This is a genomic window from Exiguobacterium sp. HSB13 (assembly GCF_056764755.1).
Window position 1 is genome coordinate 1,029,823 of the sequence record NZ_JBUZOM010000001.1, and the last position, 25,048, is coordinate 1,054,870.

31 protein-coding genes and 1 pseudogene are annotated in these 25,048 nt (G+C 45.8%); 9 read left to right on the forward strand and 23 right to left on the reverse strand.

What is annotated here, in order from left to right; genetic code table 11:
• Positions 1–23: 23 nt before the first annotated feature.
• From ACZGCQ_RS05645 to ACZGCQ_RS05680, 8 genes are all read right to left on the reverse strand, one after another.
• Positions 24–2,468 carry an ABC transporter permease gene (locus ACZGCQ_RS05645; protein ID WP_481265772.1) on the reverse strand — a complete coding sequence of 815 codons (2,445 nt, stop codon included), beginning with the start codon at positions 2,466–2,468 and terminating at the stop codon, positions 24–26.
• Positions 2,465–3,214, reverse strand: a complete 750-nt coding sequence (locus ACZGCQ_RS05650) for an ABC transporter ATP-binding protein (protein WP_481265773.1) — start codon at positions 3,212–3,214, stop codon at positions 2,465–2,467. Before ACZGCQ_RS05650 ends, ACZGCQ_RS05645 begins: the two co-directional genes overlap by 4 nt.
• 97 nt (positions 3,215–3,311) lie before the next feature.
• Positions 3,312–3,734 (reverse strand): cytidine deaminase, encoded by a 423-nt coding sequence (locus ACZGCQ_RS05655; RefSeq protein ID WP_481265774.1) that lies wholly within the window; start codon positions 3,732–3,734, stop codon positions 3,312–3,314.
• Between the two features lie 10 nt (positions 3,735–3,744).
• Complete coding sequence (locus tag ACZGCQ_RS05660) at positions 3,745–4,515, reverse strand: ABC transporter permease (protein ID WP_050677271.1); 771 nt, start codon at positions 4,513–4,515, stop codon at positions 3,745–3,747.
• Entirely contained in the window at positions 4,512–5,213 is a 702-nt protein-coding gene (locus ACZGCQ_RS05665) for an ABC transporter ATP-binding protein (RefSeq protein WP_481265775.1), read from the reverse strand. Before ACZGCQ_RS05665 ends, ACZGCQ_RS05660 begins: the two co-directional genes overlap by 4 nt.
• A gap of 96 nt (positions 5,214–5,309) precedes the next feature.
• On the reverse strand, positions 5,310–5,750 hold the full coding sequence (locus tag ACZGCQ_RS05670) for an NUDIX domain-containing protein (RefSeq protein WP_481265776.1): 441 nt from the start codon (positions 5,748–5,750) through the stop codon (positions 5,310–5,312).
• A gap of 39 nt (positions 5,751–5,789) precedes the next feature.
• Positions 5,790–7,415, reverse strand: a complete 1,626-nt coding sequence (locus ACZGCQ_RS05675) for a M3 family metallopeptidase (protein WP_481265777.1) — start codon at positions 7,413–7,415, stop codon at positions 5,790–5,792.
• 116 nt (positions 7,416–7,531) lie between these two features.
• Positions 7,532–7,681 carry a hypothetical protein gene (locus ACZGCQ_RS05680; RefSeq protein ID WP_023468457.1) on the reverse strand — a complete coding sequence of 50 codons (150 nt, stop codon included), beginning with the start codon at positions 7,679–7,681 and terminating at the stop codon, positions 7,532–7,534.
• A gap of 100 nt (positions 7,682–7,781) precedes the next feature.
• Here ACZGCQ_RS05680 and ACZGCQ_RS05685 point away from each other — a divergent pair, with 100 nt between their 5' ends.
• The 3 genes from ACZGCQ_RS05685 to ACZGCQ_RS05695 are packed head-to-tail and all read left to right on the forward strand — an operon-like array spanning position 7,782 to position 8,974.
• Entirely contained in the window at positions 7,782–7,964 is a 183-nt protein-coding gene (locus tag ACZGCQ_RS05685) for a Fe3+ hydroxamate ABC transporter substrate-binding protein (protein WP_481265778.1), read from the forward strand.
• A gap of 6 nt (positions 7,965–7,970) precedes the next feature.
• On the forward strand, positions 7,971–8,846 hold the full coding sequence (locus tag ACZGCQ_RS05690) for an NAD-dependent epimerase/dehydratase family protein (RefSeq protein WP_481265779.1): 876 nt from the start codon (positions 7,971–7,973) through the stop codon (positions 8,844–8,846).
• Positions 8,843–8,974 (forward strand): NUDIX hydrolase, encoded by a 132-nt coding sequence (locus ACZGCQ_RS05695; protein WP_481265780.1) that lies wholly within the window; start codon positions 8,843–8,845, stop codon positions 8,972–8,974. The genes ACZGCQ_RS05690 and ACZGCQ_RS05695 overlap by 4 nt, the downstream gene beginning before the upstream one ends.
• 214 nt (positions 8,975–9,188) lie before the next feature.
• On the opposite strand, the gene ACZGCQ_RS05700 is transcribed toward ACZGCQ_RS05695, so the two are convergent.
• Together ACZGCQ_RS05700 and ACZGCQ_RS05705 are read right to left on the reverse strand one after the other, a co-directional pair.
• Positions 9,189–10,178, reverse strand: coding sequence for a phosphotransferase (locus ACZGCQ_RS05700; protein WP_481265781.1), 990 nt, complete (start codon positions 10,176–10,178; stop codon positions 9,189–9,191).
• Positions 10,179–10,201: 23 nt separating this feature from the next.
• Positions 10,202–11,509, reverse strand: a complete 1,308-nt coding sequence (locus tag ACZGCQ_RS05705; RefSeq protein WP_481265782.1) for an APC family permease — start codon at positions 11,507–11,509, stop codon at positions 10,202–10,204.
• Positions 11,510–11,649: 140 nt separating this feature from the next.
• Between ACZGCQ_RS05705 and ACZGCQ_RS05710 the strand changes: the two genes are divergently transcribed.
• Complete coding sequence (locus ACZGCQ_RS05710; protein WP_481265783.1) at positions 11,650–12,051, forward strand: VOC family protein; 402 nt, start codon at positions 11,650–11,652, stop codon at positions 12,049–12,051.
• Positions 12,052–12,161: 110 nt separating this feature from the next.
• On the opposite strand, the gene ACZGCQ_RS05715 is transcribed toward ACZGCQ_RS05710, so the two are convergent.
• From ACZGCQ_RS05715 to ACZGCQ_RS05750, 8 genes are all read right to left on the reverse strand, one after another.
• Positions 12,162–13,613, reverse strand: a complete 1,452-nt coding sequence (locus tag ACZGCQ_RS05715) for a 6-phospho-beta-glucosidase (RefSeq protein ID WP_481265784.1) — start codon at positions 13,611–13,613, stop codon at positions 12,162–12,164.
• 14 nt (positions 13,614–13,627) lie between these two features.
• Positions 13,628–15,466 carry a beta-glucoside-specific PTS transporter subunit IIABC gene (locus ACZGCQ_RS05720; RefSeq protein WP_481265785.1) on the reverse strand — a complete coding sequence of 613 codons (1,839 nt, stop codon included), beginning with the start codon at positions 15,464–15,466 and terminating at the stop codon, positions 13,628–13,630.
• Between the two features lie 164 nt (positions 15,467–15,630).
• Complete coding sequence (gene licT / locus ACZGCQ_RS05725) at positions 15,631–16,473, reverse strand: BglG family transcription antiterminator LicT (protein ID WP_481265786.1); 843 nt, start codon at positions 16,471–16,473, stop codon at positions 15,631–15,633.
• Positions 16,474–16,649: 176 nt separating this feature from the next.
• Positions 16,650–17,003: a hypothetical protein gene (locus tag ACZGCQ_RS05730; RefSeq protein ID WP_051656274.1), complete on the reverse strand. Its 354-nt coding sequence runs from the start codon at positions 17,001–17,003 to the stop codon at positions 16,650–16,652.
• Positions 17,000–17,215, reverse strand: coding sequence for a helix-turn-helix transcriptional regulator (locus tag ACZGCQ_RS05735; protein WP_481265787.1), 216 nt, complete (start codon positions 17,213–17,215; stop codon positions 17,000–17,002). Before ACZGCQ_RS05735 ends, ACZGCQ_RS05730 begins: the two co-directional genes overlap by 4 nt.
• Before the next feature lie 56 nt (positions 17,216–17,271).
• Entirely contained in the window at positions 17,272–17,727 is a 456-nt protein-coding gene (locus tag ACZGCQ_RS05740; protein ID WP_481265788.1) for a GNAT family N-acetyltransferase, read from the reverse strand.
• Between the two features lie 16 nt (positions 17,728–17,743).
• Positions 17,744–18,088: a DUF3147 family protein gene (locus tag ACZGCQ_RS05745; protein WP_481265789.1), complete on the reverse strand. Its 345-nt coding sequence runs from the start codon at positions 18,086–18,088 to the stop codon at positions 17,744–17,746.
• Complete coding sequence (locus ACZGCQ_RS05750; RefSeq protein ID WP_481265790.1) at positions 18,069–18,473, reverse strand: MarR family winged helix-turn-helix transcriptional regulator; 405 nt, start codon at positions 18,471–18,473, stop codon at positions 18,069–18,071. Before ACZGCQ_RS05750 ends, ACZGCQ_RS05745 begins: the two co-directional genes overlap by 20 nt.
• Positions 18,474–18,547: 74 nt before the next feature.
• Here ACZGCQ_RS05750 and ACZGCQ_RS05755 point away from each other — a divergent pair, with 74 nt between their 5' ends.
• Positions 18,548–18,904, forward strand: coding sequence for a hypothetical protein (locus tag ACZGCQ_RS05755; RefSeq protein ID WP_481265791.1), 357 nt, complete (start codon positions 18,548–18,550; stop codon positions 18,902–18,904).
• 12 nt (positions 18,905–18,916) lie between these two features.
• On the forward strand, positions 18,917–19,684 hold the full coding sequence (locus tag ACZGCQ_RS05760; RefSeq protein WP_481265792.1) for a nucleotidyltransferase domain-containing protein: 768 nt from the start codon (positions 18,917–18,919) through the stop codon (positions 19,682–19,684).
• Here the strand turns inward: ACZGCQ_RS05760 and ACZGCQ_RS05765 are convergent.
• Positions 19,673–20,383, reverse strand: a pseudogene (locus ACZGCQ_RS05765) (SAM-dependent methyltransferase). The gene ACZGCQ_RS05760 and the pseudogene ACZGCQ_RS05765 overlap by 12 nt on opposite strands.
• 183 nt (positions 20,384–20,566) lie before the next feature.
• Between ACZGCQ_RS05765 and ACZGCQ_RS05770 the strand changes: the two are divergent.
• Positions 20,567–21,202, forward strand: a complete 636-nt coding sequence (locus ACZGCQ_RS05770; RefSeq protein ID WP_481265793.1) for a homing endonuclease associated repeat-containing protein — start codon at positions 20,567–20,569, stop codon at positions 21,200–21,202.
• A gap of 48 nt (positions 21,203–21,250) precedes the next feature.
• Here ACZGCQ_RS05770 and ACZGCQ_RS05775 read toward each other — a convergent pair whose 3' ends face one another.
• The 3 genes from ACZGCQ_RS05775 to ACZGCQ_RS05785 are packed head-to-tail and all read right to left on the reverse strand — an operon-like array spanning position 21,251 to position 22,522.
• Positions 21,251–21,661 (reverse strand): DUF4362 domain-containing protein, encoded by a 411-nt coding sequence (locus ACZGCQ_RS05775; RefSeq protein ID WP_481265794.1) that lies wholly within the window; start codon positions 21,659–21,661, stop codon positions 21,251–21,253.
• A gap of 17 nt (positions 21,662–21,678) precedes the next feature.
• The gene (locus ACZGCQ_RS05780; RefSeq protein ID WP_481265795.1) at positions 21,679–22,185 is read right to left on the reverse strand and encodes an SRPBCC family protein; all 507 of its coding nucleotides are present in this window, start codon (positions 22,183–22,185) and stop codon (positions 21,679–21,681) included.
• The gene (locus ACZGCQ_RS05785; protein ID WP_051656275.1) at positions 22,157–22,522 is read right to left on the reverse strand and encodes an ArsR/SmtB family transcription factor; all 366 of its coding nucleotides are present in this window, start codon (positions 22,520–22,522) and stop codon (positions 22,157–22,159) included. Before ACZGCQ_RS05785 ends, ACZGCQ_RS05780 begins: the two co-directional genes overlap by 29 nt.
• A 136-nt stretch (positions 22,523–22,658) precedes the next feature.
• Between ACZGCQ_RS05785 and ACZGCQ_RS05790 the strand changes: the two genes are divergently transcribed.
• Positions 22,659–23,513, forward strand: a complete 855-nt coding sequence (locus ACZGCQ_RS05790; RefSeq protein WP_481265796.1) for a LysR family transcriptional regulator — start codon at positions 22,659–22,661, stop codon at positions 23,511–23,513.
• Here ACZGCQ_RS05790 and ACZGCQ_RS05795 read toward each other — a convergent pair.
• Positions 23,501–24,130 (reverse strand): hypothetical protein, encoded by a 630-nt coding sequence (locus ACZGCQ_RS05795; protein ID WP_481265797.1) that lies wholly within the window; start codon positions 24,128–24,130, stop codon positions 23,501–23,503. The two genes, ACZGCQ_RS05790 and ACZGCQ_RS05795, sit on opposite strands and share 13 nt — an antisense overlap.
• 118 nt (positions 24,131–24,248) lie before the next feature.
• On the opposite strand from ACZGCQ_RS05795, the gene ACZGCQ_RS05800 reads away from it, so the two are divergent.
• Complete coding sequence (locus ACZGCQ_RS05800; RefSeq protein WP_481265798.1) at positions 24,249–25,016, forward strand: SDR family NAD(P)-dependent oxidoreductase; 768 nt, start codon at positions 24,249–24,251, stop codon at positions 25,014–25,016.
• Positions 25,017–25,048 lie beyond the last annotated feature (32 nt).

Below are 25,048 nucleotides of genomic sequence, written 5' to 3' on the forward strand. Positions count from 1 at the left end.
CCCCCCGGTTCACTTGCCCTTGCTTACTGTTTCAATTCGTGAACGAGGTTTTCCTGCTTTCTTCGGGTGACGAACCACGCGATGCCTATGATAAGTACTACCAAACCGACAATGGTTCCGGCAATCGTCGGTACATTGAAGTAAAATGATCCTGCGTCATCAATCCGTGTCACGAAGAAGGTCGCCCCGACACCACTGATCAGTCCAAAGGTGATGCCGCTCCCAATGAACAAGAGCATTTGAATGAGTGTCAACTGCCGGAGCTTATTCCGTGTCAATGCAATCGTTCGTAGCAAGGCATACTCACCTCGTTTTCCACTCACGAAACTAAGTAGGGCGTTCGCAAGTCCGAACCAGACGGATCCACTCATGACGACAAGCGCAATCAAGAAGACAAACCAGCGTTCCGTCGTTTGTTGCTCCGCATCGCGAAGCGCGTCAGATAGTCGATTCACTTGCAAGGTCGGATAACTTTGCGTGATCTCTGATAATGTTTTGGTCACTTGCGCCTTCTTTAACTCGGACAAAACATCGATAAAGACATTTAAGATCTGATCGTTCGGTTGCCGCAGCTGCTCGTTCCGCCAATCCACGAGGACGTCTGGTGCCATCTTCTTTTCGATTCCAACGATTCGGAATTGACCGACCGAAACGCTTCGTTCTTGTTCCCCGTCCCATCGCCCGAGCGGCAACGTATCGCCTTTTTCGAGACTGTGTTTTTTAGCGAAGGTACGTGAGACGATGATTCCCTCTGTGTCACTCGTTTGTTCTCCCTTTAAAACGTCAAGACGACGATAGTCCGTCACTTCGTATTCGATCGAGACATCTTCTTGAGGCAATTGATATTCGAGTGAATTTCGAGACGACAGGAATGTCGCTTTTGCGCCAGGTAGCTCCGTTTCAATTTGTCGAATCAATTGTAGCGGGTCTCCTTGCGATCCTTCATCTAAACGACTCTTTAAGACGACTTCTGTCTTATATTGGCTGATGATGTATTTCCGCTCGTTTTGTTGCACCGTCTCAAGGAACGTCGAGCCGATGACGACGATGATCATCAATACTTGAACGATCAGCATCAACCAGGCATTTTTCCGAAGTTGCGGTAACACGCCCCGGAAGGCGACGAAACTCGTCGGTCCCGCTAACCGTCGAACGATCGGTTCCGCTCGATGCAGCACTTCCTTCAAGAGGAGTGGCGTCGCGAGATACATCGTCAGTAAAAAGGCGACGGTTGCACCGAGCCAGGCGATCGCCCGTGACCCACCCGTACTAGCAATCACTTCAGCAAATAATACTAAGCTGCCAGTCAATCCACTACTGAACAGGGCGAGACGTTTTCGTCGGGTCGGTCTTGCTGCCGTTTTCAGATTATCTCGTAAGACGTGGAGTGGTAACACATCCCGTTTTCGGTAAGCCGTACTCGCGAGCAACATCAAAATCAACAAGGCACTACCGAACGTGACGAGCATCAAGAACGCTCCCTGTTCAATCATGAGGAGGACGATCATTTTCCCCTCTGTCGGCCATACGAGTTGACCGAGTAACGGTAAGCAAATACTGCCTAGAATCGTAAGCATCGTGCCCGCTAATACAATCAATCCAGATTGAACGAAGAACAGCTGAAACAGTTGCCGTGTCGTCGCCCCAAGCGTCCGCATGATGGCAAATTGGACAGCATGTTTGCGTAAATATAAGTCGAAGTTCGCTATCAAGATGAAGCCGGAGACGACAAGGATCAGTACTGATAGGATTGTGATGTAGCCGTTCAGCGCCGGTGAGAGCGCCTGTCCTTCCGCAAGTTCAACACGGAGCTTCGGATTCGCTTTGACGAGTCTATCGGCATAGTGAACGGCATCTGTCTTTTCTTTCAGATCAACCAAGACTGCTTTCGTTTCGATTGGATGATTCTTCTTCAGATCAGCATACGAAAGCAAGACTTGATCGTGCGAAGCTTCAGATGTTTTCGCACTAGGTAAAATCTCACGGATTCGATACGTCTTTTCTCCGACGCGAAGCGATTGCCCGACACTACGGTTAAGCGCCGTCGCGAGTCGATCTGACATGATCGCTTCTCCCTGTTTCAAATCATTCGTGAAATGATACCGACTTTTCGTCAGGGCGTCCGAATGAACTCCCATCGTCTCCACGTCGGCCATCGTTTGACCAGCAACGCGCGCTGTCGTCTGTAGGATCGACGCTGCGCGCGAGACACCTTGATTCTTTTCAAGTTGCTCAAACACGGACTGATCCGTCCGCTCGTCTCCTGGTGTATATTTGACCGTCAGATCGACTTGACCATATTTTTGTACACGATCTGTCTCGATTGCGGCTTGATTATGTAGTAAAAAAATGACCATCGTTAAGACGAGACCAATCGAAATCATGACGCTTCCGATTGAGGTCACTAGAATCATCGGACTTTTACGGTACAGTCGGTGGGAAAGACGGAAGAGGTGTCGTCGTTTCATACAGCCCCCACGAACTGCTCGTATGTCTCTAAGATCGGCGCCACGTCTCCGGTCGACGGCTGATCAGCAACGATCTGTCCGTCATGGAAATACAGTACACGTTTCGCATGAGCAGCTACGGTTGCATCGTGAGTCACGAGCAGGATGCTCGTCTGTTGTTCCCGATTGAGTTCCTGCAATAACTGCATGATTTCAGCAGATGTTTTGAAATCGAGGTTCCCCGTCGGCTCATCCGCTAAGATGATCGGTGGTCGACTGATCAAGGCACGCGCGATCGCGACACGTTGTTGTTGTCCACCCGACAACTCTTGTGGTCGATGACCTTTCCATTTCGTCAGTCCGACTCGTTTGAGCCAAATCTCTACTTCTTGATTGATCGTTTTGTCATCCATTCCCTTCAACATCAACGGTAAAGCGATATTCTCCTGGACCGTCAAATCATCGAGCAGGTGAAACGATTGAAAGATGAAGCCGATGTGCTGTTGTCGGTATAACGTCGCTGCAGGTTCAGTGAAGATGTCGCGTTGCCGTTTTTCTTTTAAGGTCAACGTTCCGCCGGTTGGCGTGTCAAGCGCTCCCAGGATATTCAACAGTGTACTTTTCCCTGAGCCACTCGTGCCCATGATGGCGATGAACCCTCCTTCCTCTAACGTAAAGCTGACTTGCTTCAATGCATGGATCGTCTCCGTTCCACGTATGTAGGTTTTTGATAATCGTTCGACTTCTAATAAAGCTGACACGTACATCCCTCCTTAATTATTCCGTCTTTATCATAACCATAATAAGGATTATTTAGAAGTAAATGCAAAAAAACTCCTCATCAAAACGATGAGGAGTTACTGGTTACTGTCGGACATATTTCAATGGAATCAAATCCGCGATCCGGACTTTCGTCAACTGATCGTCGATCGTCAAGAGGACAAATGCGCCCGGTGCATAATCGGAAATCAATTCGCGACACATGCCGCACGGACTGACGACGCGGATTGTTCGGTCCGTCTCATCCGAATAAGGATGTCGGACCGCGACGATCGTCTCAAAATCCGTCAATCCATCCGTGATGGCGGAACCAATCGTGATGGCTTCCGCGCACACCGTCACCCGTCCGATATACGCTTCGACATGAACACCCGTTTTTGTTGCGCCATCTTTTGTCCGCAACGCAGCTGCGACGTGATGTTTATCGTCAGCGTAACGACTTTGAATCGTTTCGGTTGCTAGTTCGACCAGTTGCAGGTCGGCTTCTGTAATCGGATAAGTCTGCATATCGTACTCCTTATGTGTCTTTTTTCTTATAGGTTAAACCAATGAATTGTGCTTTTTCATTGAACAGTCGCCGGTAGGATAGAAAACCAACGAGGACTGATGCCATCGCGGCCGTCGTCAAGATCAGGAATAGAATCAATAGTTGATAGAGGACGGCTTCCATCGGATCGGCGCCACCGATGATCAACCCACTCATCATCCCTGGCAGTTGGACGAGCCCCATCGTTTTTTGCGCTTCAATCGTTGGAATCATACTTGTCCGGATCGCACCTTTTAAGCTCGTATCAATCGCTGTCTTCGCGTCTCCACCAAGTGAAAGAATCAGTTCGATGACCTCGTCACTCCGTTCAACCTCGTCCTTGAACTTATTGAGAAACAATAAGGACAAGATCATACAGTTCCCGATGACCATCCCACTAATCGGAATGACTTGCTGGGCTTCGAACGGAATGATCTGTAGCCCGAGCAAAATCCCCATCGTCAATGCTTCAACCGCAATCAGTGTGAACAAGATGATCCACTGAATACCAGGAATCCCGTCCCCTTTACGGATGACGTTCAGTGTCGCTGCACCAATCATCAACAGAATCATCAATAACATGAAGATCGGACTGCCGCTTTCAAAGACGAACGTCAAAATGTAACCAATGATCAAGAGTTGCACGATCGATCGAACGGTTGCGATGATGATGTCCTTTTCTAAACCAAGCCGTAACGTCCTCGCTAAGACGAGGGGGATCAAAATGAAGATGAGCGAAGTTGCCAGTTGGAGGTAACTCATACCGTTTCCCCCTTCAAGAACGCTTGTGTCTCTGCTTGACCACTTGAAGCGAGTTCTTTAAAATCACCGGATTCGATCAATCGACCGTCTTTTAAAAACCAGACGTCGTCGCTGACCCGCTTGGCTTGCTCTAAGTCATGCGTAATCCAAATGATCGTCGTCTGTAACTCCTGTTGGAGATCAAGAATCAGTTTCTCAATCTCTTGCACCATGCGGTAATCAAGACTTGCCGTGATTTCGTCGAGCAACAGGACGTCCGGTCGATTGACGAGTGTCCGTGCGATTCCGAGTCGGCTCCGTTCACCACCGGACAAATCTTTGACCGGTCGCTCAAGTTCGACCGATAGTTCGACTTGTTGCAGCAAGCGTTCTGCTTCTTCGCGCGGCAACGATTCACCGAAGATCGATTTCGGCAAATTGATATTATCGTAGACGGTACCGGGAATCATCGGCGCACTTTGAAACGCCATCCCGATTCGTTTGCGGACATCGAGCAGATTCATCTGTTCAAGTGGTTCGCCTCGAAAACAAATTTCGCCGCGATCGGGAGAGATCAGTCCATTGATGTGCTTCAAGGTCGTCGATTTCCCGGCACCACTTGGTCCGACAAGAGTCGTGATGACACCTTCTCGGAACTCACCTGTTATTTCGTGTAAGATGTGTTGATAGCTGACTTCGTGAAACGTAAGAATCGACATACTGTGTGTTCACCTGACTTTCTGCAAATTTCGGGTAATGCTCCTGTAGTGTTGTACCCGAAAATCAGTCGCTTTAGTACGTCAGGGAACACTTCCTTACGAATGAATGATCTCTCCGGCAAAATCATAGGGTACCGTTCGACCAGCAAAGAGCGATTCTTTTGACGCTTCCGGTAAATTGAGGTGTTTGAACGCTTCTTCACGGTCCATCCAGACGAGTCCGGAAATTTCTTCTGGAACATTCGTCTGCAATTGACCGGAAGTGATTTCTCCCGCGAAGAAGAAAAAGAGACAATGTTCCCCCGCTTGCGGAAAGAATGCTTCTGCCACATGGACGATGTCACGTGGAATAATAGTAAATCCAGTCTCTTCTAGTACTTCACGCGTGATTGCCGTATGTAACGTTTCGTCACGTTCGACTGTACCACCCGGCAGTGTATAGTAGTCACCGTGCTCTCCACGGTTCTCGACCATCAATAATTGATTGCCTGTGGCATTGAATAATGTCGCATAAACGATATTTTTTCGTGTGTTCATGTTCATCCTCCTATCGTTTTGTACATCTGTCGCTCTGGATTAAGACCTTCTTTTCTTAACATTTTCGTCGTCTGATTGATTCAACTCATTTATCCAAGCTTCGATTTGACCTTCTAGGAATGCCAGCAACTCACTCATTTCCACATCACTTGGTAAGAATGACACACCCGCTCTCGCATAAACGTCTTGAACCGAATGGGTTTGACTATGCGCTAAAGCTGCAAGGAAGTCCTTCATCGTTTGGTCAGGCTCTTTTGTAAAACGGTGATACAACTGAAGAGCAGCAATTTGGGCGATCGCATATTCAATGTAATAGAATGGCGTCTCAAAGAGATGAATGACACTCATCCATTCGAGTCCTTTCCAATTAGGCGTTTCCGACCAATCGATGACGTCCGTATCATACGTCTCCCGGAGACGCGCAAAAGAAGCTTGTCGTTCTTCCGGCAGATGTTCCGGGTGAGCATAGAGCCAGGACTGGAAACGATCAACGATGATTGTTTGTGGCAAAAACTCCACTATGGAACGAATTTGTTCGAGTTTCGCTCGGGCAACGTCTTTTCGATCTGAAATCACTTGATGCCACTCGTTCATCGTCAACAATTCAAGCGACATGGCGGCGAATTCGCCTACTTCGAGCGGAATCAGTTGAAGCCCATCATACGTCTCTTTCATCGCATCATGATGGACGGCATGCCCCATCTCGTGCATGAAGATGACGAGATCATCGAACGTCTGCATGCGATTCATGAACAAGAACGATTGTCGTTCGACGGGTAAATACTCGCAGAATCCACCACCAGCCTTATTCGACCTGGCTCCGATATCGAGATGATTCGCTTGGCGCATCTCTTTTAGGAGATCAGCAAAAGACGGATGAACATTCTCGAGGATTGCTTGTGCCTTGTCTAAGAATGAAGCGTCAGAACCGGTTACGTGATGATCAATCTGCGTATAGGCTGATTGCCGGACGTCCCACGGATGGAGCGCCTGTTTGCCAAGAAACGTTTGTTGCTCGAGCTGAAATAACTGTTTAACCGGCAGAAAATATGTTTGAATGATGCTGGCGTAATGATCGACATCCTTGCTTGTATAATCGATACGTCCGAGCTCCGCAAAAGCCAATTCTTCGTATCCCGACTGATAACTTGCAGAAGCACGCGCTTGTCGCAAGTCGACGAGTTGCGACAATAATCGTTGAATGACAGATTCATTCGTCCGGAACGCTTTCTCAATCGATAAGAATGCTTGTTTCCGTGTCGGCTCATCTGCATCAAATAAGGCGGCATAGATATCAGAAACCACTTCCCCTGCTCGTGTCATCATCGTTGCCTCAATCCGGAGATACTCTTGGATGAGACGTGCTTCCTCTTCCGTCACGGGCGTCGCTCTGAGTGATTGTTCAAAGTGTGCTCGCGTTCGTAGCGTGACATCGCCGCGCGAGATAAAATTCATTTTTACCGAACGTCTTAACGTATCAAGTTTGTCTGATAGCTGCTGACGTCCTTGTTCGTATGTATTAGTTGCGTCCGAGTCTGTCACGTCTTGGAGATACGTGATTTTTTGTTTGATCAACGACTCTTCCGATTCGAGAATAGAGTGAATCCAACTCTTCACGTCCTGAACGTGCAAGACATTATCTGTATCCAGTTGAGATTTCTTCAAAATCGTTCACATCTCCTTTCACCTTATTCTAGTATACATTTTATTCCATACTTATAATTGATTTATCACTAAAAAGGAGCATCCAGTCAATCGACCGGATGCTCCTTGACATGCCTTCAAAAATCACGATGATTTTGTTGCTGATGGACGTCGTGCTGGTTCAGCGTATACTCCTGATCGTCGAGCGAACGATGTTTCGACTGACTGCGCGCTGAAATGAACCAGACGACTCCACCGACGGCGAGAAAAATAGCAATGAAGATCATAGACATCCTCCTTTGGATTCCTTTTTTACTTTATTCTTCCAACACCCTTAATTTTCCTTTACGATAAGGTAGAAGATAATAGATTATAGGAGGCGATAGGATGTTTGGTAAAGAACCGACATGCATTCATTGTGGCAAAACGATCGAAGGAAACGAAAAGGTTTACATTCAGATGCGCTATCCAAAACATCGCGGGATGACGGAAGTGAAGGCGTACCTAAAAAGCGAAGGACGATTTATTTGTGACAAATGTTTCGCTGAAAAGACAGAGTCAAAGGGGTAAGCAGCCATGAACCTGAAAGAGAGCACAATTTTGATTACAGGAATGACCGGAACGCTTGGGTCTCGTGTTGCGCGACGCATCCTAAAGGAAGCGCGTGAAGTGCGCGGGTTGTATCGCTCCAAGGAACAAGCGGATCAACATACTTTTAAAGGTGTTCACGCAGTCATCGGTGAGCTCGGTGATCCGGATTCGCTTCTTGCAGCACTCCAAGGCGTCGATCTGTTGATTCACTGTGCTGCCTATCTCGGAGAGGATCCAGTTTTAGCACAGGAAGCAAATGTCACAGGTGTACGACATCTCGCGGATGCTGCGACAAAAGGTCGTGTCAAGCGCATCATTCACATCTCGACGACTTCCGTGTACGGCGAAGACGTGAGTGGACATTTTACAGAGACGTCACCGCTCCTACCGTCCGAACATGTCTACATCCATACAAAGCAGGAATCCGAACGCCTGTTACAGGAATATACACCCGATTCTGATTTAATCATCTTACGTCCAGGATCAATTTGTGCCGAGGAAGAGTCCTACTGGGGGGATCGACAGGTCGAGCGGATGAAAGAAGCAGATGTGATTACCTGGGTGCATTCGGACGATGTCGTCCCGTGGGTACATACGGATAATCTAGTCGAAATGATCATGATCTCAGCAAAAAATGCGCATAATGGGGACATCTTTAATGCGATCGATGCGAATCTACCGGAGACGGATTTTCGGTTGAAGTTGATCCATGCGAGTGGCACGCCATACCGAACACCGAAGCGTTCTGCGGAACGCGCTACTTTCTCGAACGAACGAATCAAACAACTCGGATATGTTCCACTCCGAACACCGCAAGAGACAATCGAACAGTTGATTCAATCCTTTACAGTGAAATCATGATTTCACAAGCAATTATATTAGTAAACGGAAACGTACTGATGGTACGACAGTATGTAGCGCGAGGAGAAAACGTTTGGAATTTTCCTGGCGGACAAATCGAACCTGGTAATTCACCCCAACAAGCGTGATGTACTCCAAGAAAAGGGGGCTGACTCAAAAGTCAGTCTCTCCAAAGATAAGGGTGGCAGATTCCTGATCTGCCACCCTTATCTCGTAAAAAAAGAATGACGCGTCACACGCCACTCCTACAGGAATAAGCGCATTTATGCGCTATCAGAGACAAACAAGCCAGAGGCAAGGGCGTGAAAAGACGCGTCATTCTTTTTTTGAGTCAGCCTCTCTTCATACTATCGTTTGTAGCCAGTCGTACCATTTTTCCCGATCATGCCGTCTTAACTCTGTAAGCGTCTGAATGACTTGCTCCGTTCCAAGTCTCTGTTCTGCTCCGGAACCTGTCTTGTCCAGTGAACGATCGAGATTGAAGACTAACCAGTCAAGCTTGCTGTGGACACTGCGGTCGATGACACTGTGCCAATCGACATCGAGTACTTGATTCGTCGTTGCATATCCGTTTAAGAACGAAGAAAAACGTTCTGCATCGTGTGTGCCATCCACCCGGCTTGACCAATAACAGGCGGTTTCGAAAAGATCGAGCATCGGATGAATCGGTCCGGCAGACTCCCAGTCGATAACGACCGGTCCGGTTGTTGTCCAAATGACATTCTTCGGATCAAGATCACGATGACTGATGACACAGTCATTCCCTAACGTCTTGATCGAGCGGCATACATCCGCTTCGATCGCTCGTAGTTGCTGCACCAGTTCCCCCAACTGTCTTGACCACCGCTTATTCTGCATTTGTCCTTGTTGAAGAAAACCATTCCAATCAATCGGAACATACTCAGATGAAGCGGAAGGAATCGACGGCGTCGTTTCAATCGCCGCTCGATGTAACGTACCTAGTACGTTACCAATGGCTTCTGCATGCATCGGACATAAGTCCTGCGTTTTTAAAGTTTGTCCGTCGATCCACGGGAACAAGAGACAGCATGATTCTCCCACTGCATACAACGGTCCATCTAGACGAAGTGCCGGCAACGCAGGTAGCAACTTTGCAGCGGCAGACGCCACATCCTCGGATTGAATGAAGTTAGCTCGAGCCGTCTTCCGCTTCATGATTTGTTGATTTAGACGTTTTACGACGAAGTGTCCTGTATCCGTCGAAAAACGGAACATCTCGTGCATCAGTCCTCCTGAGAGTGGTGAAAGATCCTGCTGATACATACCAATTCGAAAGTCTAGGCATAATTTTTTCATTTGTTCGTCATTCATTGAAAACTCCTTTTACTTAACGCTTACGCGGATTGATCCGATTGTTTCGTATGACGAGTAAAATAATATTCACCGATGAAAATCAAGATGATACTGATGAGGGAGACGATCAGTACGAGCGGATCCGTCGTTCCCTTGAGATACAGAAATGCCAGCAACACGATGGCGTCAAACAAAATCGCCAATGTGACCACCCAAACGCGAACATGCAACTGCTTACGAAGATGTTTTAAGACGCCGACATGAATGATGATATCCATGACCAAGTACAGAATTGCTCCCATCGACGCAATCCGAGATAGATCGAAAAAGACAGTTAGCAACATCGCTAGGACGATCGTATAGACTAACGTATGTTTTTGCACGGATCCCGGCATTCCGAAATGACGATGCGGAATCATATGCATGTCCGTCAACATCGCAAGCATCCGCGAGACCGCAAAGACGCTCGCAATGATGCCAGAAATCGTCGCAAGAAGCGCGATAGATACCGTGAACAAGACGCCTTTATTTCCAAGTAACGGGCGGGCTGCTTCAGCTAACACATAGTCTTTCGCTTGAATGATTTGATCAAGCGACAATGTCGATAAGACGGCAAAGGCTAACAAGAGATAGACGATTAAACTAATCAGGATGGACAACATGATGGCTACGCCGACGTTTCGTTTCGGGTGTTTAATTTCCGAGCCACTGTTCGTGATGGTCGTAAATCCTTTAAACGAGAGAATCGTTAGTGCGACAGCCGCTACATAATTCGTAATCGCCCCATCCGACGTAGTGTTTGAACTATCCAGCTCAAATCCACCAATCGATAAAATCAAAATGCCGAACAGAACGAGAGCTCCGATCTTAAGCGCTGAAGTGATTAACGAAAATGTTTGGATAAACGAATTCCCAGAGATGTTGACGATGAATGCAACGATCAATAAAACGACACCGAGTGCTGGAATCCAGTAACTAGCCTGTTCTCCTGGTACGAGTTGTAACAAGTAGGTACCGAACGTGCGCGCTACGAGACTCTGATTGATGATCATCGAGATTGCCATCAGCAAGGCTGCTGCGGCAGCAATCGTTCCTTTACCATATGCTTTGACAAGAAACATGCCGATTCCTCCAGCTGATGGAAAAGCATTGCTCAATTTGATATAAGAATAAGAACTAAATCCAGTCACGATACCGCCAATAATGAAAATATACGGTAACCAAGATCCTGAGAGTTCTGCGACCTGTCCGAGCAAGGCAAATATCCCGGCACTGATCATGACGCCGGTTCCTAGACCAACGGCTCCTTTTAAACTAATACTGTCTTTTTTATACTCTGCCACTATCATTCCTCCTCTTGATACTTCAGTAAGTTAGATACCGTTTCCCTTACCGGTCCTGAATTAATCATTTTTCAATTTCAGACCTTCTCCTTTATACTGATAAGGGGCAAATCCTACTATGAAGAATGAAAGAGAAGAGGTTTATTATGAAACAAATTCATCACATCTGTATCCAGACGACGGACTACGCTGCGTCTAAACGATTTTATGAACAGCTTGGGTTCTCGCTCGTCCAAGAGTCACCTGGTTTTCACGACCGTGCCTTTAACAGCTGGTTACGTCTTGGTGACTTCTATATCGAGTTGCAAACACCAAAATCAGGTCAATCGTTCACCGATTATACGAAACAAGCAGCTGGTCCCGTCCATTTCGCCCTCTACGTTGACGACTTGCAAGAAGAAGTAACACGCCTGGAACGAATCGGGATGCCTTTCTTACCGAAACAAGGCGGAAACATCTACTTCGTCGTCGATGGTCATCTCAGCAAATTAAAAGCACCCGAAGGAACGATCATCGAACTACGGGATACTTTTACGATTCATGGGTGAAGCTTGAAAACATCTTCATTGATGATTTTTATGAAAGAATCCCAATAATAATTAAAAAGCTAACGAGTTGTGATCTAAACATTTCTAGATCCACATCGTTAGCGTTATTTTTATTTAGTTTTAATATGTTTTTGATTTTCTATAAAGGTACCATTTGATGCAATTACTTTTTTATACCAATCAAATGACGCCTTTTTTTGTCTTCGATTCGTTCCACTGCCATCATCATGAAGATCTACATAAATATAGCCATACCGTTTTGCATATTCTCCAGAAGAAGCACTGACGAGGTCAATACAGCCCCAACTCGTGTAACCGATTAGTTCTACACCGTCTTGTATCGATTCGTACATTGCACGTACATGATCTGTTAAATAAGCAATTCGATAGTCATCTTGAATGTTTCCTTCACCATCCAATTCATCAAATGCCCCTAAGCCATTTTCGACGATGAATAAAGGAAGTTGATAACGGTCGTATAGCTGATTTGCCGTTAAACGGAGTCCTTTCGGATCAATCGTCCATCCCCATTCCGATTGATTCAGATATGGATTTTTAACAGTCGGGAACACATTCCCCGCCGTCATCTTATCCAGTATTTCTGGATCAGTACTGATACAACGACTCGAATAATAACTAAAGCCAATAAAGTCCACTGTGTGGTTGCGCAATAGTTCAATATCACCTGGTTCCATCTGAATTTCAATTCCAGCATCTTTCAATTGTCTTAATGCATAACCAGGATAGGCCCCACGAGCTTGTACATCAATGAAGAAGAAATTCTCACGATCTCGTTCCATCGCTTTTTCGACGTCATCTGGATTACAGGTATAAGGATACGTCATAGCTGCTGCCAACATACACCCAACCTGAAGATCCGGTTTAATCGTATGAGCAATTTCCACGGCACGCGCACTCGCTACCAATTGGTGATGTGCTGCTTGATACTGAATTTGTTGTCGATCCTCTCCTTCAGCGAATACTAATCCAGCTCCCATATAAGGAAGATGGAACAACATGTTTATTTCATTGAAAGTCATCCAATAACGAACTTTTGAATGATACCGGGATACAATCGTCTCAACATATCGTTCGAAGAATGTAACCATCTTTCGATTTCGCCAACTTCCGTAATGCTTTATTAAATGAACGGGGACATCAAAGTGCGCCATCGTGACAACCGGTTCAATTCCATATTTTAATAATTCATCGAACACATCATCGTAAAACTTCAATCCTTGTTCGTTTGGTTGTTCTTCATCACCATTCGGAAAGATACGCGCCCATGAAATCGATAAACGAAGTGCTTTAAATCCCATTTCAGCGAATAACGCAATATCTTCCTTATAGCGATGATAAAAATCAATCGCCTCATGGGATGGATAAGTTAGGTCTGGGAGCGGCTCATAATGTGATAAGTCTCCTTTCATGACTGCTCTTCGAGTTGACCCATTAGGAATTAAATCAACGGAAGATAATCCTTTCCCATTGGATAAATAGGCACCTTCTGCTTGATTGGCCGCAATAGCGCCACCCCATAAAAAGTTTTTTGGAAATTGCATCGTCTCATCCTTTCTTATGCAAAAGCAGGTTTATTGTATTCACTTACTGAAATTTGATCTTGGTCAATCGTAATTTGTCGTTCTTCTGATAAATTCGTGAAAATCACAGGAGTGATGATGTCATATCCTTCCGCTTGAATCGATTCCATATCAAAAGTGATTAATACATCTCCTGGTTCGATTTTCTGCTCTTGTGTGACGTGTAATTCGAAGTAAGTTCCATCTAAGCGTACCGTATCAATCCCAACATGAATGAGGATTTCCATTCCGTTCTCTGATCGAATACCAATCGCATGTTTGCTTGCAAATATAGCAGTTACTTGACCTGACACTGGGGCAACGACTTTTCCTTCAGTCGGAACGACTGCGAAACCTTGTCCCATCGCTCCACTCGCAAACACACTATCCGAAACTTTTTCGAGAGAGACGATTTGACCTGATACCGGGCTTGGAATCGTCATCTCTGTTGATGGACGAACATTTATTTCCGCTTCTTTTTCAATCGGATCATCTTCAAATCCAAGGATGTATGTTAAGAGCATCGATAAAAAGAATGAGACACCGACACCAATTAATAACCCGTAAAATGCTGTCATACTATCTCCAATGAAGACGGGTAATGTCAATAATCCCGGAGGACCAGAAGCTACCGCTACACTTCCAAAATATCCTACAATTCCTCCACCTACTGCTGCACTAATGACCGCTGCAATGAAAGGGCGCTTTAAGCGTAAAGTAACTCCATATACGGCTGGCTCTGTAATACCGAATAATGCGGTAATTCCCGTAGATCCTGCTAATGTCTTTAACTTTTTATTTTTTGAACGAAGCATGACACCAAATGAAGCTCCTGCCTGTGCAAAAATTGCTGGAGCAGTTGCTGGTTTGATATAGTCATATCCTTTAGTCGCAATGTTATTGATGAAAATCGGAACGACTCCCCAGTGAATACCGAAAATGACAAGGACTTGCCATACACCAGCAATAAATGCCCCTGCTAAAATTGGGTTAAATGCTAATACCTTTAAAATGAACGCAGCAATCAAGTCGCCTGACGTGACGCCGATTGGTCCAAAAACGATTAATGTCAATGGAACGATTGTAATGAGAGCAATCAAAGGTGTAACAAAATTTTTAACACTCTCATGGATATGTCGATTGAAGAATTTTTCAACATAACTCATAACCCAAACGGCAAGAATGATCGGAATGACCGTAGAGGTATATGACATCATCGTCACGGGTATACCGAAGAATGTCGTCGCGACTGCATCCGTCTTCAGTTGAATGATTGTCGGATAGATCAAGGCACCTGCTACTGTCATGGCAACAAATTGATTCGCACCAAACTTCCTCGCTGATGTAACCGCTAACAAAATAGGTAAAAAGTAAAAGAGACTATCCGCTGTAGCATTTAAGATAATATACGTAGTTTCAGTAGGAATTAACCAACCTGCATTCGTCGCAATCGCAAGTAACCCCTTTAAGATACCAGCTCCCGCCATGACACCAAGCAACGGCGTAAAGATGCTTGAAATAATATCGATTGCTCGACCAAAAATGTTTCCTTTTTCATTTATCTCACTAGTGTCTGTTGACTCCTCCATCAGCTTTGTTTGTTTCCCAATTGCTTGATATACCTCAGGTACTGTATTTCCGACAACGACCTGAAATTGCCCTCCGCTCTCTTTTACTGCAATGACACCTTCTAGTTTTTCAAGTTTTAATTTATCAGCCTTTGCTTTGTTTTTAAGTACGAAACGTAGTCGGGTCGCGCAATGAACAAGTGAACTAACGTTTTGTTCGCCTCCGACAGATTCAATGATTTCTTTTGCCAATTGATCGTATTTCATAAGACACCTCCATAGTTGATAGACACAAAAAGAAACCCAGATGAGAACAAGTAACGTATTTCATGAAAATACGTATTGTTTCACCTAGGTTTCGCCTGCTTGACCAGTAACAATCCCGTTATATATATTTGTTAAACATATAATAACAATTATACATTTATATGTCAATCCTTCTTTTTTTCTTTAATTAGTCTTGTGATATGAACCGTTAGGTACAATTTCTCTTCATCCGTCAACCGATAATCATATTTTGTCTGAATAAAGTTAGCGATTTTTTCAGTGCAGACATAGGACTTTGGATATTGCATTTTCACTAGATCGAAAAGCGCACTCTCATCTCCTTCGTATTCCGTTCGTGTCACGAGTCGTTGTGCAAAAAATTTAAGGTGAGTAACAAAACGATGATAGGCGAGAGCATTCTCATCCCATTCTAGTGCAAAGTGGTATTTTACGAGATTCAATACTTCTTGAATGACTTTTGTCATTGAGACGATGTTCGGCATCTCTTCGTTTAATTCAGCATTCACGATATGAAGTGCAATATAGGCTGCTTCGTCTTCAGGTAATATGATATTGAATTTTTCTTCAACCAGTTCAAGCGCTTGCAGACCAACACTAAACTCATCTTGGTATAAACGTTTAATCTCCCAAAGCAATACATTTTTAATCTCTAAGCCTTTTTCATGACGTTCTAATGCAAAATGTAAATGGTCGGCAAGAGCGATATAAACAAGTTCATTGAGTTTTTTCCCAAGCGTCAATTTAGCAATCGTTACGATATCATCAGTCAAGACGATAATTTCTTCAGGAATTTCTTGAAGTAGTAATTTAAATCGTTCATGATTACCTGCATCATCGAGATAAAAGACTTTTTCTACATCGGAGGCTAATATCTTCTGTCCTGAATTCCGTTTAAACCCGATTCCCTTCCCCATGACGACTCGTTCACGCCCTGCTTTGTCAAATACACTGATGACATTGTTGTTGAAAATTTGGTGAATGATCATCGGTGACCTCCTTTCAAATCAGAAAAATAGAAAAACCCAAATCAAACGTCACTCACGGTTCCAGTGATCGCTGATTTGGGTTTCGCCTGCTTGACCAGTAACAATCCCTATTCCATTACATTCTATACCATTATTGATAACGGTTACAAGTATCATTTTTATAAACATTCACTTCTTCACATCTTTCGATTCACGTACAGCAATACAAGCGGAAAGAATAAAAGTTGTCCTCCTAATGCTAGTAACAGAGCAAATTGAATGTCTTGAATGATCGACAGATTAACGAGTACCAAGATTAAAAAAAGATATCCGATACTTACGAGATAAGCGATATGTCCACTGCGGATTTTAACCGCTCCTTGGCGCTCATCATACGGTTCCGTTGGCGAGAATACCGTTCCTGTGATACGTGACGTGACACCTGCTAAAACAAGGATGATTCCGAGTGTTTTAGCCGCTGGATCCGTCATTGTTAAGTAAAGACCCGCTCCAATTAAAATGATGTCTAAGAACACATTGACTCGCTTCATGCTGTTCCCTCCTCGCTCGTTCGATTCGGTGTAAAAATTTCTTCGATTCGCCGCTCAAATAGATCAGCTAGTGTAAACGCGAGGTCGAGTGACGGATTATACCGCTCTTTTTCAATGGAAATGACCGTCTGTCGCGACACATTCAATCGTTTTGCCAGTTCGCCTTGCGACCAGCCCCGTTCTTCGCGCATCTCCTTGACCTTATTTTTCATGATTCCACCTCGTACTTCCACTATATGTAAATAACACACTACCTGTCAAGTTTCCTTTACAACCTCTTTGTTCGCTCCCACATGATATATCGATCATCACTCCCGACCTGAATCAATCTCGCTTTTTCGAGCACTCGGATCGATGCTTGATTCGTCGACTCCGTCTTTGCGAGTACTGCAGTCACTTCCGTTTGTTTGAACGCCCATTCAATCAATGCTTGAACTGCTTCCGTCGCAAACCCTTGATTGAGATAAGCTGGTAATAGACCATAACCGATTTCGACCGCTTGTCGTATGTCCGGCTTCCCCTTGAATCCGATATCCCCGATTACTTGACCATCCTTTGTCATGACGAGCCAGCTGCCCCAGTATAATAGCGAGGGATCTGACGCTATTGACATCAAATGATGCTGAATTTCCGGTCCGTTATCGTAGTGCTGTTGTTGTAAACGTGTCACGTCATTCGCTGTACATGGATGAATCGTCAATCGCTTTGTTTGAAGGGTTATCATTACTTTGTCTCCTTTTTTAGGTTTGCCACCACTGTTGTAGGTAACGTTGGATATACCAACAAACGATAAAAAGACTTGTTGCACCGAGTATCCTGTAAAAAATAGGAATACCTAAGCGGATCAATCCATATAAAACGGCAAGCAATAAGAACGTCGCTGGTAATCCGAGTAACACACTCTTTAAGAATGTACTCAGTTCTGCCCGTTTACTTCCCTGTTTAACGAGCCAGGCAAAGCTAATCAGACTGACGACGGGCAACGCAGACAACACGCCACCTAGTGACGGTGAACGACGGGCGATTTCGGTAACAAGACCAATGACTAGTGCGCTCGAAAACACCTTAACGAGAAAAGCAATCATCTGCCGCCTCCCGCAATAATCGAAATGCCTGTTCAATCGCCTGTTGGTCTGTTTTTGACATCGTAGCAAGGACTTGATTTAACCGTTCAGGATCAAGTTCCGTATGACGACGAACGATTGTATCTCCTAAGTCTGTCAAACCAATCGTCACTTGGCGTTGGTCTTCTGGATTCCGTTTTTTTTCGATATAGCCTAATCCCTCCAACTTTTTGACGTGCTCGGACGTCGTATTATGTGAGAGGCGAAATGCCTCGGCAATCTGCTTGATCGTCGGATTCGTCGCAAATTGAATGTATTGCAGGATGCGGACGCTTTGGTGAGACAGGTTTTCCTCGAACCTAGGATGTAGTTGATAATAAATTTTTGCAAAATCAGCTGAAATCATGATGCTCCCCCTTATATCGTATAATCCGAATATATCGTAAATTACGATATATAACCAGAGAAAGAGGTATTTTCATGAAAAAAGTGTTAGCTACTATCGTATTGGTCATTCTTTTTCTCAGTGGATACTTAGCGGAGACGACGATGACAACGACAGACCTCATCGCGGCAGAAGCCATTGAACAAGATCAAGACGTCATCCGCTTGAACGATCGCATGTATCGACTAGATCAGGTCGTAACCGTCTCCGATCTCTCCTCGACTCCTGGTCCACGTGTTCAAAAAATAGCATCCGAAAAGACGCTCAAGGACGGCATGGCAACTCGTCTTAAGAGCGGTACGGTCATCTATCAAGAAAAAGATGATACGATGTTTCTATATGTGCAGCGAAACAAGACCTGGTATCGCTATCAATCGATCCCTAAAGGATGAGGAGGAAGACAGATGCAGTATCCAACGACATTGGGCACGAAAAATGGCTACATCCACAATCCAACTTCCGCTGAAGCGATTCCTGTCCGTTATCGTGCCGTGATTCAGGACGTCGTCGCCTATGTACAAACCTTATCCGCGTTTCATGGCGTGTACTTGTATGGCAGCGTCGCCAAAGGAACGGCCCGTCCCTTTGAATCCGACCTCGATCTTACACTGATTTTGACAGAACCGTTGACGGAAGAAGAACACATGCAGTTAGATGAACGGACGGAACACTGGTTGAAGGACTATCCATTCGTCACGAAAATCGATTATGACATCGGTCTGCTTGTCGACATCATACGAGATGACGAAGCACTTCGCTGGGGCGTCTGGTTGAAATCCATCAACTTGTTTTTGGCAGGCGAAAATCTCCAAAGTCGATTTCCATCCCTTCGTCAGACACGCGCTCTTGGCTTCGCGTTAAACAGTGGTGTATGTGAGCAGTTAAAAACGGATTTATTTCTCTTAGAAACAAGTCAGGTCGCTTTGCTTCATTCCGATTCGATCGTGAAACGGATTGTTCGGAGCGCCTATCACCTTATTCTAGAAGACGATCAAAGCTTCGTGCACGACCTAGAGGCACTCCGTCCGATCCTGCTTCATTATTTCCCTGACGAACCGCGCTTTTTGTCACTGTTCGCCGCTTACGATACGAATCAAATCGTCTCGTTAGAGGATGTCCACTACTTTGTAGACTGGTTCGCGTCTCGAATGCCGGACGAATCAATCCTTTAATCGAAACAGACCAGTCCACAGTCCGGCGTGACCAAATAATGCCTCTGGATTGTCGACGGGTTTCATTTCCGTTAGTTCGATGACGTCGAATGCATCGAATATGGAGAGTAATCGCTCTTTCGTATAGCCAAGTCCGCCTTGGAGACTATTTTCTTGATAGACTTCCCAGTCCGTCAACGTCGCCCCGCCTAGCGGACCGCCCGCAACAAAACACGTCAATCCGAAATATCCTCCTGGCCGCAACATCTCCTTCAGTCGCGTCACGTAGGTCAAACGTCGATGTGGCGCCATATGGTGAAAACAGCCGGAATCGTAAATGAAATCATATGTATTCTGTTCGGTCGTCTCTAGAAAATCTTGTTTTCGAAACGCAACATGCGCTCCAGTCTGTTGTGCTTGTTCTGTTGCCCAGTCTAACGCGGTTGCTGAAAGATCGAGTCCCGTCACCGAAAAACCGTGTGTTGCGAGGTAGATTGCGTTACGCCCCGGTCCTGTTCCGAGATCTAACGCATCACCCGGTGAGAGCCATCCCTGTTCGATATAGCGAACTAAGTTCTCGTCCGGGATGTTCTAAAAAAACGGAACCGGTTTCGTACGATCTTCATAAAATTTGTCCCAAAATGGTTCCGGTTCACGCAATCGCGCGTCGAGCATCTTTAAAATATCCTCCATCGTATCAATCGTCTGTGGTTCTGTCATTGATCAGTTCCCCCTCTTTTCTTCTATAATATTATTTTCGTGTTTCCCTACTGATTTTCCTGTATTTCTCGGATAGAAATGCGCTATTTTTCTTACCTTACGATATTGTTAGTATGTTCTTGAAATCTCTCATGCTACACTAGCTTGTAATTGAAACAACCATTCAAAAGGGAGATATCTTGCATGCGTCAACATCCGACTTCCACTTCCACCTTAGCAACGGATGAGAAGATCATCCGCTTGATTCAAGGTCTTCATCAAATGCACCATTCACCTATGAAAGCTACCCATTATCAAAAGTTAGCAGCTCAACTTCCTTATCCTTCGCTTGAAGAGATCAATGCCCGATTCGGTTCGTGGGCACACCTGTTAGAACGAGCGGGAATCGTCAAGACTTCCCACTTATCGACAAAAGAACGCATGACGTTGAACCGTCCCGCTGCGGTCAAGCGAACGAAGCGGTGGTCGATCGAAGAAAGCGTCGCCTTTTATGTCGCACAAAAAGGAACGAACATGACGATTCGCGCCTACACGGAATTGCGGGATCTACATCCGGAGATGTTAAGTGCCAATACGATCATTCGTCGGTTCGGTACATGGAAAAATGCCTTAGCACACTTCGACCTCACCTCGAACGGCTTCTTCACCGATCAAGACTGCTTAGACGCTCTTGAACAAGCTGCAGCCACACATGGACCACTTCTGACGAGTCAACAATATGCCAAGTGGGCGCGTGCGCACCAAGCACCTTCACTGACGTTGTTGATTGAACGTTTCTCCAGTTGGCGCGAAGCCTTGCGTCGTCTCGAAATCGAATAAAAAGGATCGTGCCCGCTGATTGATTCGACGGGACACGATCCTTTTTGATTATTGTTTTGGCAATCGCAGGATCTCATGATCCGCTCCTTCAGCGCATTTACGTAACGTATAGATCGACTGCTCCTTCTCGCTTGTCTTGTCGAGTTGCTGACAGACTTCGTTTTTACGATCATCGTCTGTCGTACCGAACTGATCACGCGATGAATCGGACGTGTATTGATACGACTTACCATCATACTTGACATCATACAAAATCGGGTCGCCTTCAGTCGTAAACGCCGTGATGCGAATCTGATCTGATTTCCCTTGCGTTGCGTTCTTCAAAAAGGATTCAAATCGGTCGCTATTCGTAACATCCTTCTGAACGATGATGTCGCCGTTCTCCTTTGCTTCCTCCATCGTGTACTTTCCGCAACCGGCTAAACAAAGCAAACATAGTATAAGACTGAGCTTCCGCATCCCTCACCGACTCCTTCTCAACGTTTCGTCAATAGGTGATCTAGGCGATACAATTGTGACGTGAAACCTTCTTTCATCCCCATACCGAGTACTTCTTGCATGGCTGCTTCTGTCTCATAGGTCGACTCGAAGACAATTAACGTCGTCTCCCCGTGGTCGAGGAATGTCGTGACATTCTCACTTCCTGGTAGATGTTCAGAGATCGCCCCTGACGCGTCCGAGAAATAATCGGCATGACTATACGTGTTCGGAGCATCGATGTTTCTGAAAATCGCTTTTCCCCACGACTCCATGCCGTAAAAGTCACCTTGCGCCGGATCAACACAGCGCATGCAATAATGCCACATACCACCCGGTTGAAATTCGAACGTCTTGATCGTTGTCTCCCAGCCTTCCGGTCCCCACCACGCTTCAAGCTGTTCTTTTTCCGTGAATGCGGCAAAGACGCTATCTCGCGGCGCTTCACACGTCCATTCCATTCGTAGCGTCTTCCCCTCAATCGAAGTCTTCAATTCCTTTTTCATTCGTCCCGTCTCCCTTCACGTTCGACTGAATCTGCTTCAAATGTGCGTCTAGACGATGCATGCGGGCCTCCATTTGCGCTAGCGAGTTGCTCCATATGACGAGTTCTCGAAACGCTTCTGGACGAAGACTGTACAAGCGACGATTCGCCTGTCGTTCGACAGTGATCAGTTCCGCGTCAAGCAACAGCTTCAAATGCTTCGAGGTTTGCGGTTGGCGTAACTGTAATTGTTCAGCTAACTCATTGACGGAGCGAGGACCGTTTCGTAACGCTTCGATCAGTTGGAGCCGTGTCGCGTCTCCGAGTGCTGAGAATCGTATTGGTATCCGATCGTTCATATCCGTTCACCTCTTTATTTCATATATTCCCAATTTGGAATATTCCAAACTAAGAATATAAAAAATGCAAAATGATTGTCAGATGCGTTCAAATGACGTACGTTCTAAACAACCTGTATGAAAAGAGCGTGAACCAATGAAGACCGAATGGATGGAAGCATTCCTCGTCACCGCGGAGACCGGCAGCCTGACGAAAGCAAGCGAAGTATTGCATATGACGCAACCGGCGTTAAGTAAACAAATCAAAAGTCTTGAGAGTGCGCTTGATGTCTCTTTGTTACACCGATCGGCACATGGTGTCACGTTGACGCCAGCAGGCGAAATCGTCTTTGAAGAGAGTCGTGAACTGCTTGATCGGATCGATCAGATGAAACGACGGATCGATACGATCGACGAACGGACGACCTTAACGCTCGGATCATGGCCAAGCGTCGCGATGACCTATCTCCCGCGTCACGTCTCGCGTCAAGCGACGGCACCAGATCTCAAGTTGAAGACGGCGCATACGACGATCGATTTGATGCAAGGCCTTGAAAAACGCCGATACGATGCCGTCTTACTCGACGATCGACATCACGTCCATCCGTATCATACGACACATTTGTATACGGAGAACTTTTTACTTTACGTGCATCGAGACGATGAACGATTCACGAGTTGTACGTCTGTAGCGTTTGATCAAATTCGAGATGCCTCTTTCCTATCGCTTCCGATTGATTGCGATTCGACGAACATCTTAAAGGACGCGTTCATCGAGCGAGGTGCTGTCTATCAATCAGAAAACGAGATGGAATTCGGATCAAGCGTCCTCGGTTTCATCCGTGCAGGACTTGGTATCGCTCTATTGCCGGAGATTTTCCAAGATGGACTGTCCCCTGAAATCAAGACGTTACCGGTCGACGGGTTTGATGTCGTCCGCGAATTGTCACTCGTCTCACGAGACGCCTCCCATCATGCGATCCTGCTTGATTTACTCGGTCAGTCGCGCTGAAGGTGCACTTGTAATTCATGTCTCAAATCATCGACCTGATCTTGTGAAATCGCCGAATCCGGTGTCTCACCGTACCGGACAAGATGATAGATCGATGGATCGAGCGTGACATCAATCCGCTGTAACCATTCGCCGACCGTCTCTTCGGAGCGGCGGCGTTTTTGTCGTGTCAGTTGCCGATCGAACGTTTGTAACAGACGGCGAATCTCTGACTCTGATTCTTCACCAACAAGTGTTTGTCGTGTCGAACGATTTGGGGAAAAGACCGGCGGCGGCTCCATTAAATCGTCGATTACATTCTCTCGTCTGCGTCGTATTCGCAAACGCTTCAAGAAGTAACGCACACTGAAGAGGACGATTAGTAGTATGGCAAGACCGACGACACCGTAAAAGGTAACAACTCCTAATGCATCCTTATCCGCAAATCCCCCGCTTTGGGTGTCGATTTTTTGTTTGATCGGTTTCCCTTCTTCCTTTCCGCCTCCATCAACCATAAATCGGGCTTGATAGGTTGCCGGATCATAAAAGAAATAACGATAGACTTCCGTACCGACCAGTTGAATAGCAGCAAGGCTTACGATTGCTATACATAATGTCACAACTAATCCACGCTTCATCCCATCCCTCCTTTTCAATATTTTACCATTCCAATTCTGTCACGGAGTGATTTTTCTTTCTTTTCAGTCAATTTTTCATTAGAGTAAGTGGTGACTCTTAGTAAAAGGACGTGACATCATGTATCTTCCAAGTTTTTCGTTAACTGATCAGACGTTTTTCATCACAGGAGCTGGGCGAGGCATCGGACGCGCGCTCGCCATCGGAATGGCAGAAGCCGGTGCGAACATCATTCTCGTCGCCCGGACGGAACCGGATTTGAAGGAGACGGCACAAGAAATCGAGCGACTCGGTCGAACAGCTTACATATTCCCGTGCGACATCACTGACCGGCAACAAGTCGTCGAGACGGTGACTCGGGCTTATGAACAAGTGCCACAGATCGACGGGCTCGTCAACAATGCTGGGATGAACATTCGTTCGAAGGCACTCGATGTAACAGAAGACGAGTGGGAAACGATCCAACAGACTAATCTGAAATCCGCTTTCTTTTTCGCTCAAGAAGTCGGGAAACGGATGCAAGAGACAGGTGGAAGCATTTTAAATATCGCCTCGGTTGCTGGTCACGTCGCCTTACGGACCGGCGTCGTATACGCAACGACGAAAGCAGCAATGATTCAGATGACAAAAGTACTGGCGCTTGAATGGGGACCACGCAATATTCGTGTCAATGCGATCGGACCGTGGTATTTCAAGACACCATTAACGGAACCATTGCTGAAAGACCCTACATACCTGCAAGAGATCGTTGACGTGACACCACTCGGTCGGGTCGGTGAATTAGAAGAACTGGTTGGACCAGCTGTCTTCTTATCGTCTGCCGCTGCCCGTTACGTGACTGGGCAAACGCTTTATGTCGATGGTGGGATGACGATTAAAGGATTTTAAGACAGAAGAAGACGGATGCGCATCTGCACATC

Coding starts and splice junctions, on each gene's coding strand:
- licT (WP_481265786.1), bottom strand. CDS start 16,473: ATGATCATTCACCAAATTTTCAACAACAATGTCATCAGTGTATTTGAC.
- ACZGCQ_RS05715 (WP_481265784.1), bottom strand. CDS start 13,613: ATGCAATTTCCAAAAAACTTTTTATGGGGTGGCGCTATTGCGGCCAAT.
- ACZGCQ_RS05680 (WP_023468457.1), bottom strand. CDS start 7,681: ATGATCTTCATTGCTATTTTTCTCGCCGTCGGTGGAGTCGTCTGGTTC.
- ACZGCQ_RS05710 (WP_481265783.1), top strand. CDS start 11,650: ATGAAACAAATTCATCACATCTGTATCCAGACGACGGACTACGCTGCG.
- ACZGCQ_RS05665 (WP_481265775.1), bottom strand. CDS start 5,213: ATGTCGATTCTTACGTTTCACGAAGTCAGCTATCAACACATCTTACAC.
- ACZGCQ_RS05705 (WP_481265782.1), bottom strand. CDS start 11,509: ATGATAGTGGCAGAGTATAAAAAAGACAGTATTAGTTTAAAAGGAGCC.
- ACZGCQ_RS05660 (WP_050677271.1), bottom strand. CDS start 4,515: ATGAGTTACCTCCAACTGGCAACTTCGCTCATCTTCATTTTGATCCCC.
- ACZGCQ_RS05645 (WP_481265772.1), bottom strand. CDS start 2,468: ATGAAACGACGACACCTCTTCCGTCTTTCCCACCGACTGTACCGTAAA.
- ACZGCQ_RS05770 (WP_481265793.1), top strand. CDS start 20,567: ATGCGTCAACATCCGACTTCCACTTCCACCTTAGCAACGGATGAGAAG.
- ACZGCQ_RS05755 (WP_481265791.1), top strand. CDS start 18,548: ATGAAAAAAGTGTTAGCTACTATCGTATTGGTCATTCTTTTTCTCAGT.
- ACZGCQ_RS05730 (WP_051656274.1), bottom strand. CDS start 17,003: ATGAAGCGAGTCAATGTGTTCTTAGACATCATTTTAATTGGAGCGGGT.
- ACZGCQ_RS05760 (WP_481265792.1), top strand. CDS start 18,917: ATGCAGTATCCAACGACATTGGGCACGAAAAATGGCTACATCCACAAT.
- ACZGCQ_RS05750 (WP_481265790.1), bottom strand. CDS start 18,473: ATGATTTCAGCTGATTTTGCAAAAATTTATTATCAACTACATCCTAGG.
- ACZGCQ_RS05650 (WP_481265773.1), bottom strand. CDS start 3,214: ATGTACGTGTCAGCTTTATTAGAAGTCGAACGATTATCAAAAACCTAC.
- ACZGCQ_RS05655 (WP_481265774.1), bottom strand. CDS start 3,734: ATGCAGACTTATCCGATTACAGAAGCCGACCTGCAACTGGTCGAACTA.
- ACZGCQ_RS05775 (WP_481265794.1), bottom strand. CDS start 21,661: ATGCGGAAGCTCAGTCTTATACTATGTTTGCTTTGTTTAGCCGGTTGC.
- ACZGCQ_RS05740 (WP_481265788.1), bottom strand. CDS start 17,727: ATGATAACCCTTCAAACAAAGCGATTGACGATTCATCCATGTACAGCG.
- ACZGCQ_RS05795 (WP_481265797.1), bottom strand. CDS start 24,130: ATGAAGCGTGGATTAGTTGTGACATTATGTATAGCAATCGTAAGCCTT.
- ACZGCQ_RS05780 (WP_481265795.1), bottom strand. CDS start 22,185: ATGAAAAAGGAATTGAAGACTTCGATTGAGGGGAAGACGCTACGAATG.
- ACZGCQ_RS05685 (WP_481265778.1), top strand. CDS start 7,782: ATGTTTGGTAAAGAACCGACATGCATTCATTGTGGCAAAACGATCGAA.
- ACZGCQ_RS05690 (WP_481265779.1), top strand. CDS start 7,971: ATGAACCTGAAAGAGAGCACAATTTTGATTACAGGAATGACCGGAACG.
- ACZGCQ_RS05790 (WP_481265796.1), top strand. CDS start 22,659: ATGAAGACCGAATGGATGGAAGCATTCCTCGTCACCGCGGAGACCGGC.
- ACZGCQ_RS05785 (WP_051656275.1), bottom strand. CDS start 22,522: ATGAACGATCGGATACCAATACGATTCTCAGCACTCGGAGACGCGACA.
- ACZGCQ_RS05800 (WP_481265798.1), top strand. CDS start 24,249: ATGTATCTTCCAAGTTTTTCGTTAACTGATCAGACGTTTTTCATCACA.
- ACZGCQ_RS05700 (WP_481265781.1), bottom strand. CDS start 10,178: ATGAATGACGAACAAATGAAAAAATTATGCCTAGACTTTCGAATTGGT.
- ACZGCQ_RS05670 (WP_481265776.1), bottom strand. CDS start 5,750: ATGAACACACGAAAAAATATCGTTTATGCGACATTATTCAATGCCACA.
- ACZGCQ_RS05745 (WP_481265789.1), bottom strand. CDS start 18,088: ATGATTGCTTTTCTCGTTAAGGTGTTTTCGAGCGCACTAGTCATTGGT.
- ACZGCQ_RS05695 (WP_481265780.1), top strand. CDS start 8,843: ATGATTTCACAAGCAATTATATTAGTAAACGGAAACGTACTGATGGTA.
- ACZGCQ_RS05735 (WP_481265787.1), bottom strand. CDS start 17,215: ATGAAAAATAAGGTCAAGGAGATGCGCGAAGAACGGGGCTGGTCGCAA.
- ACZGCQ_RS05720 (WP_481265785.1), bottom strand. CDS start 15,466: ATGAAATACGATCAATTGGCAAAAGAAATCATTGAATCTGTCGGAGGC.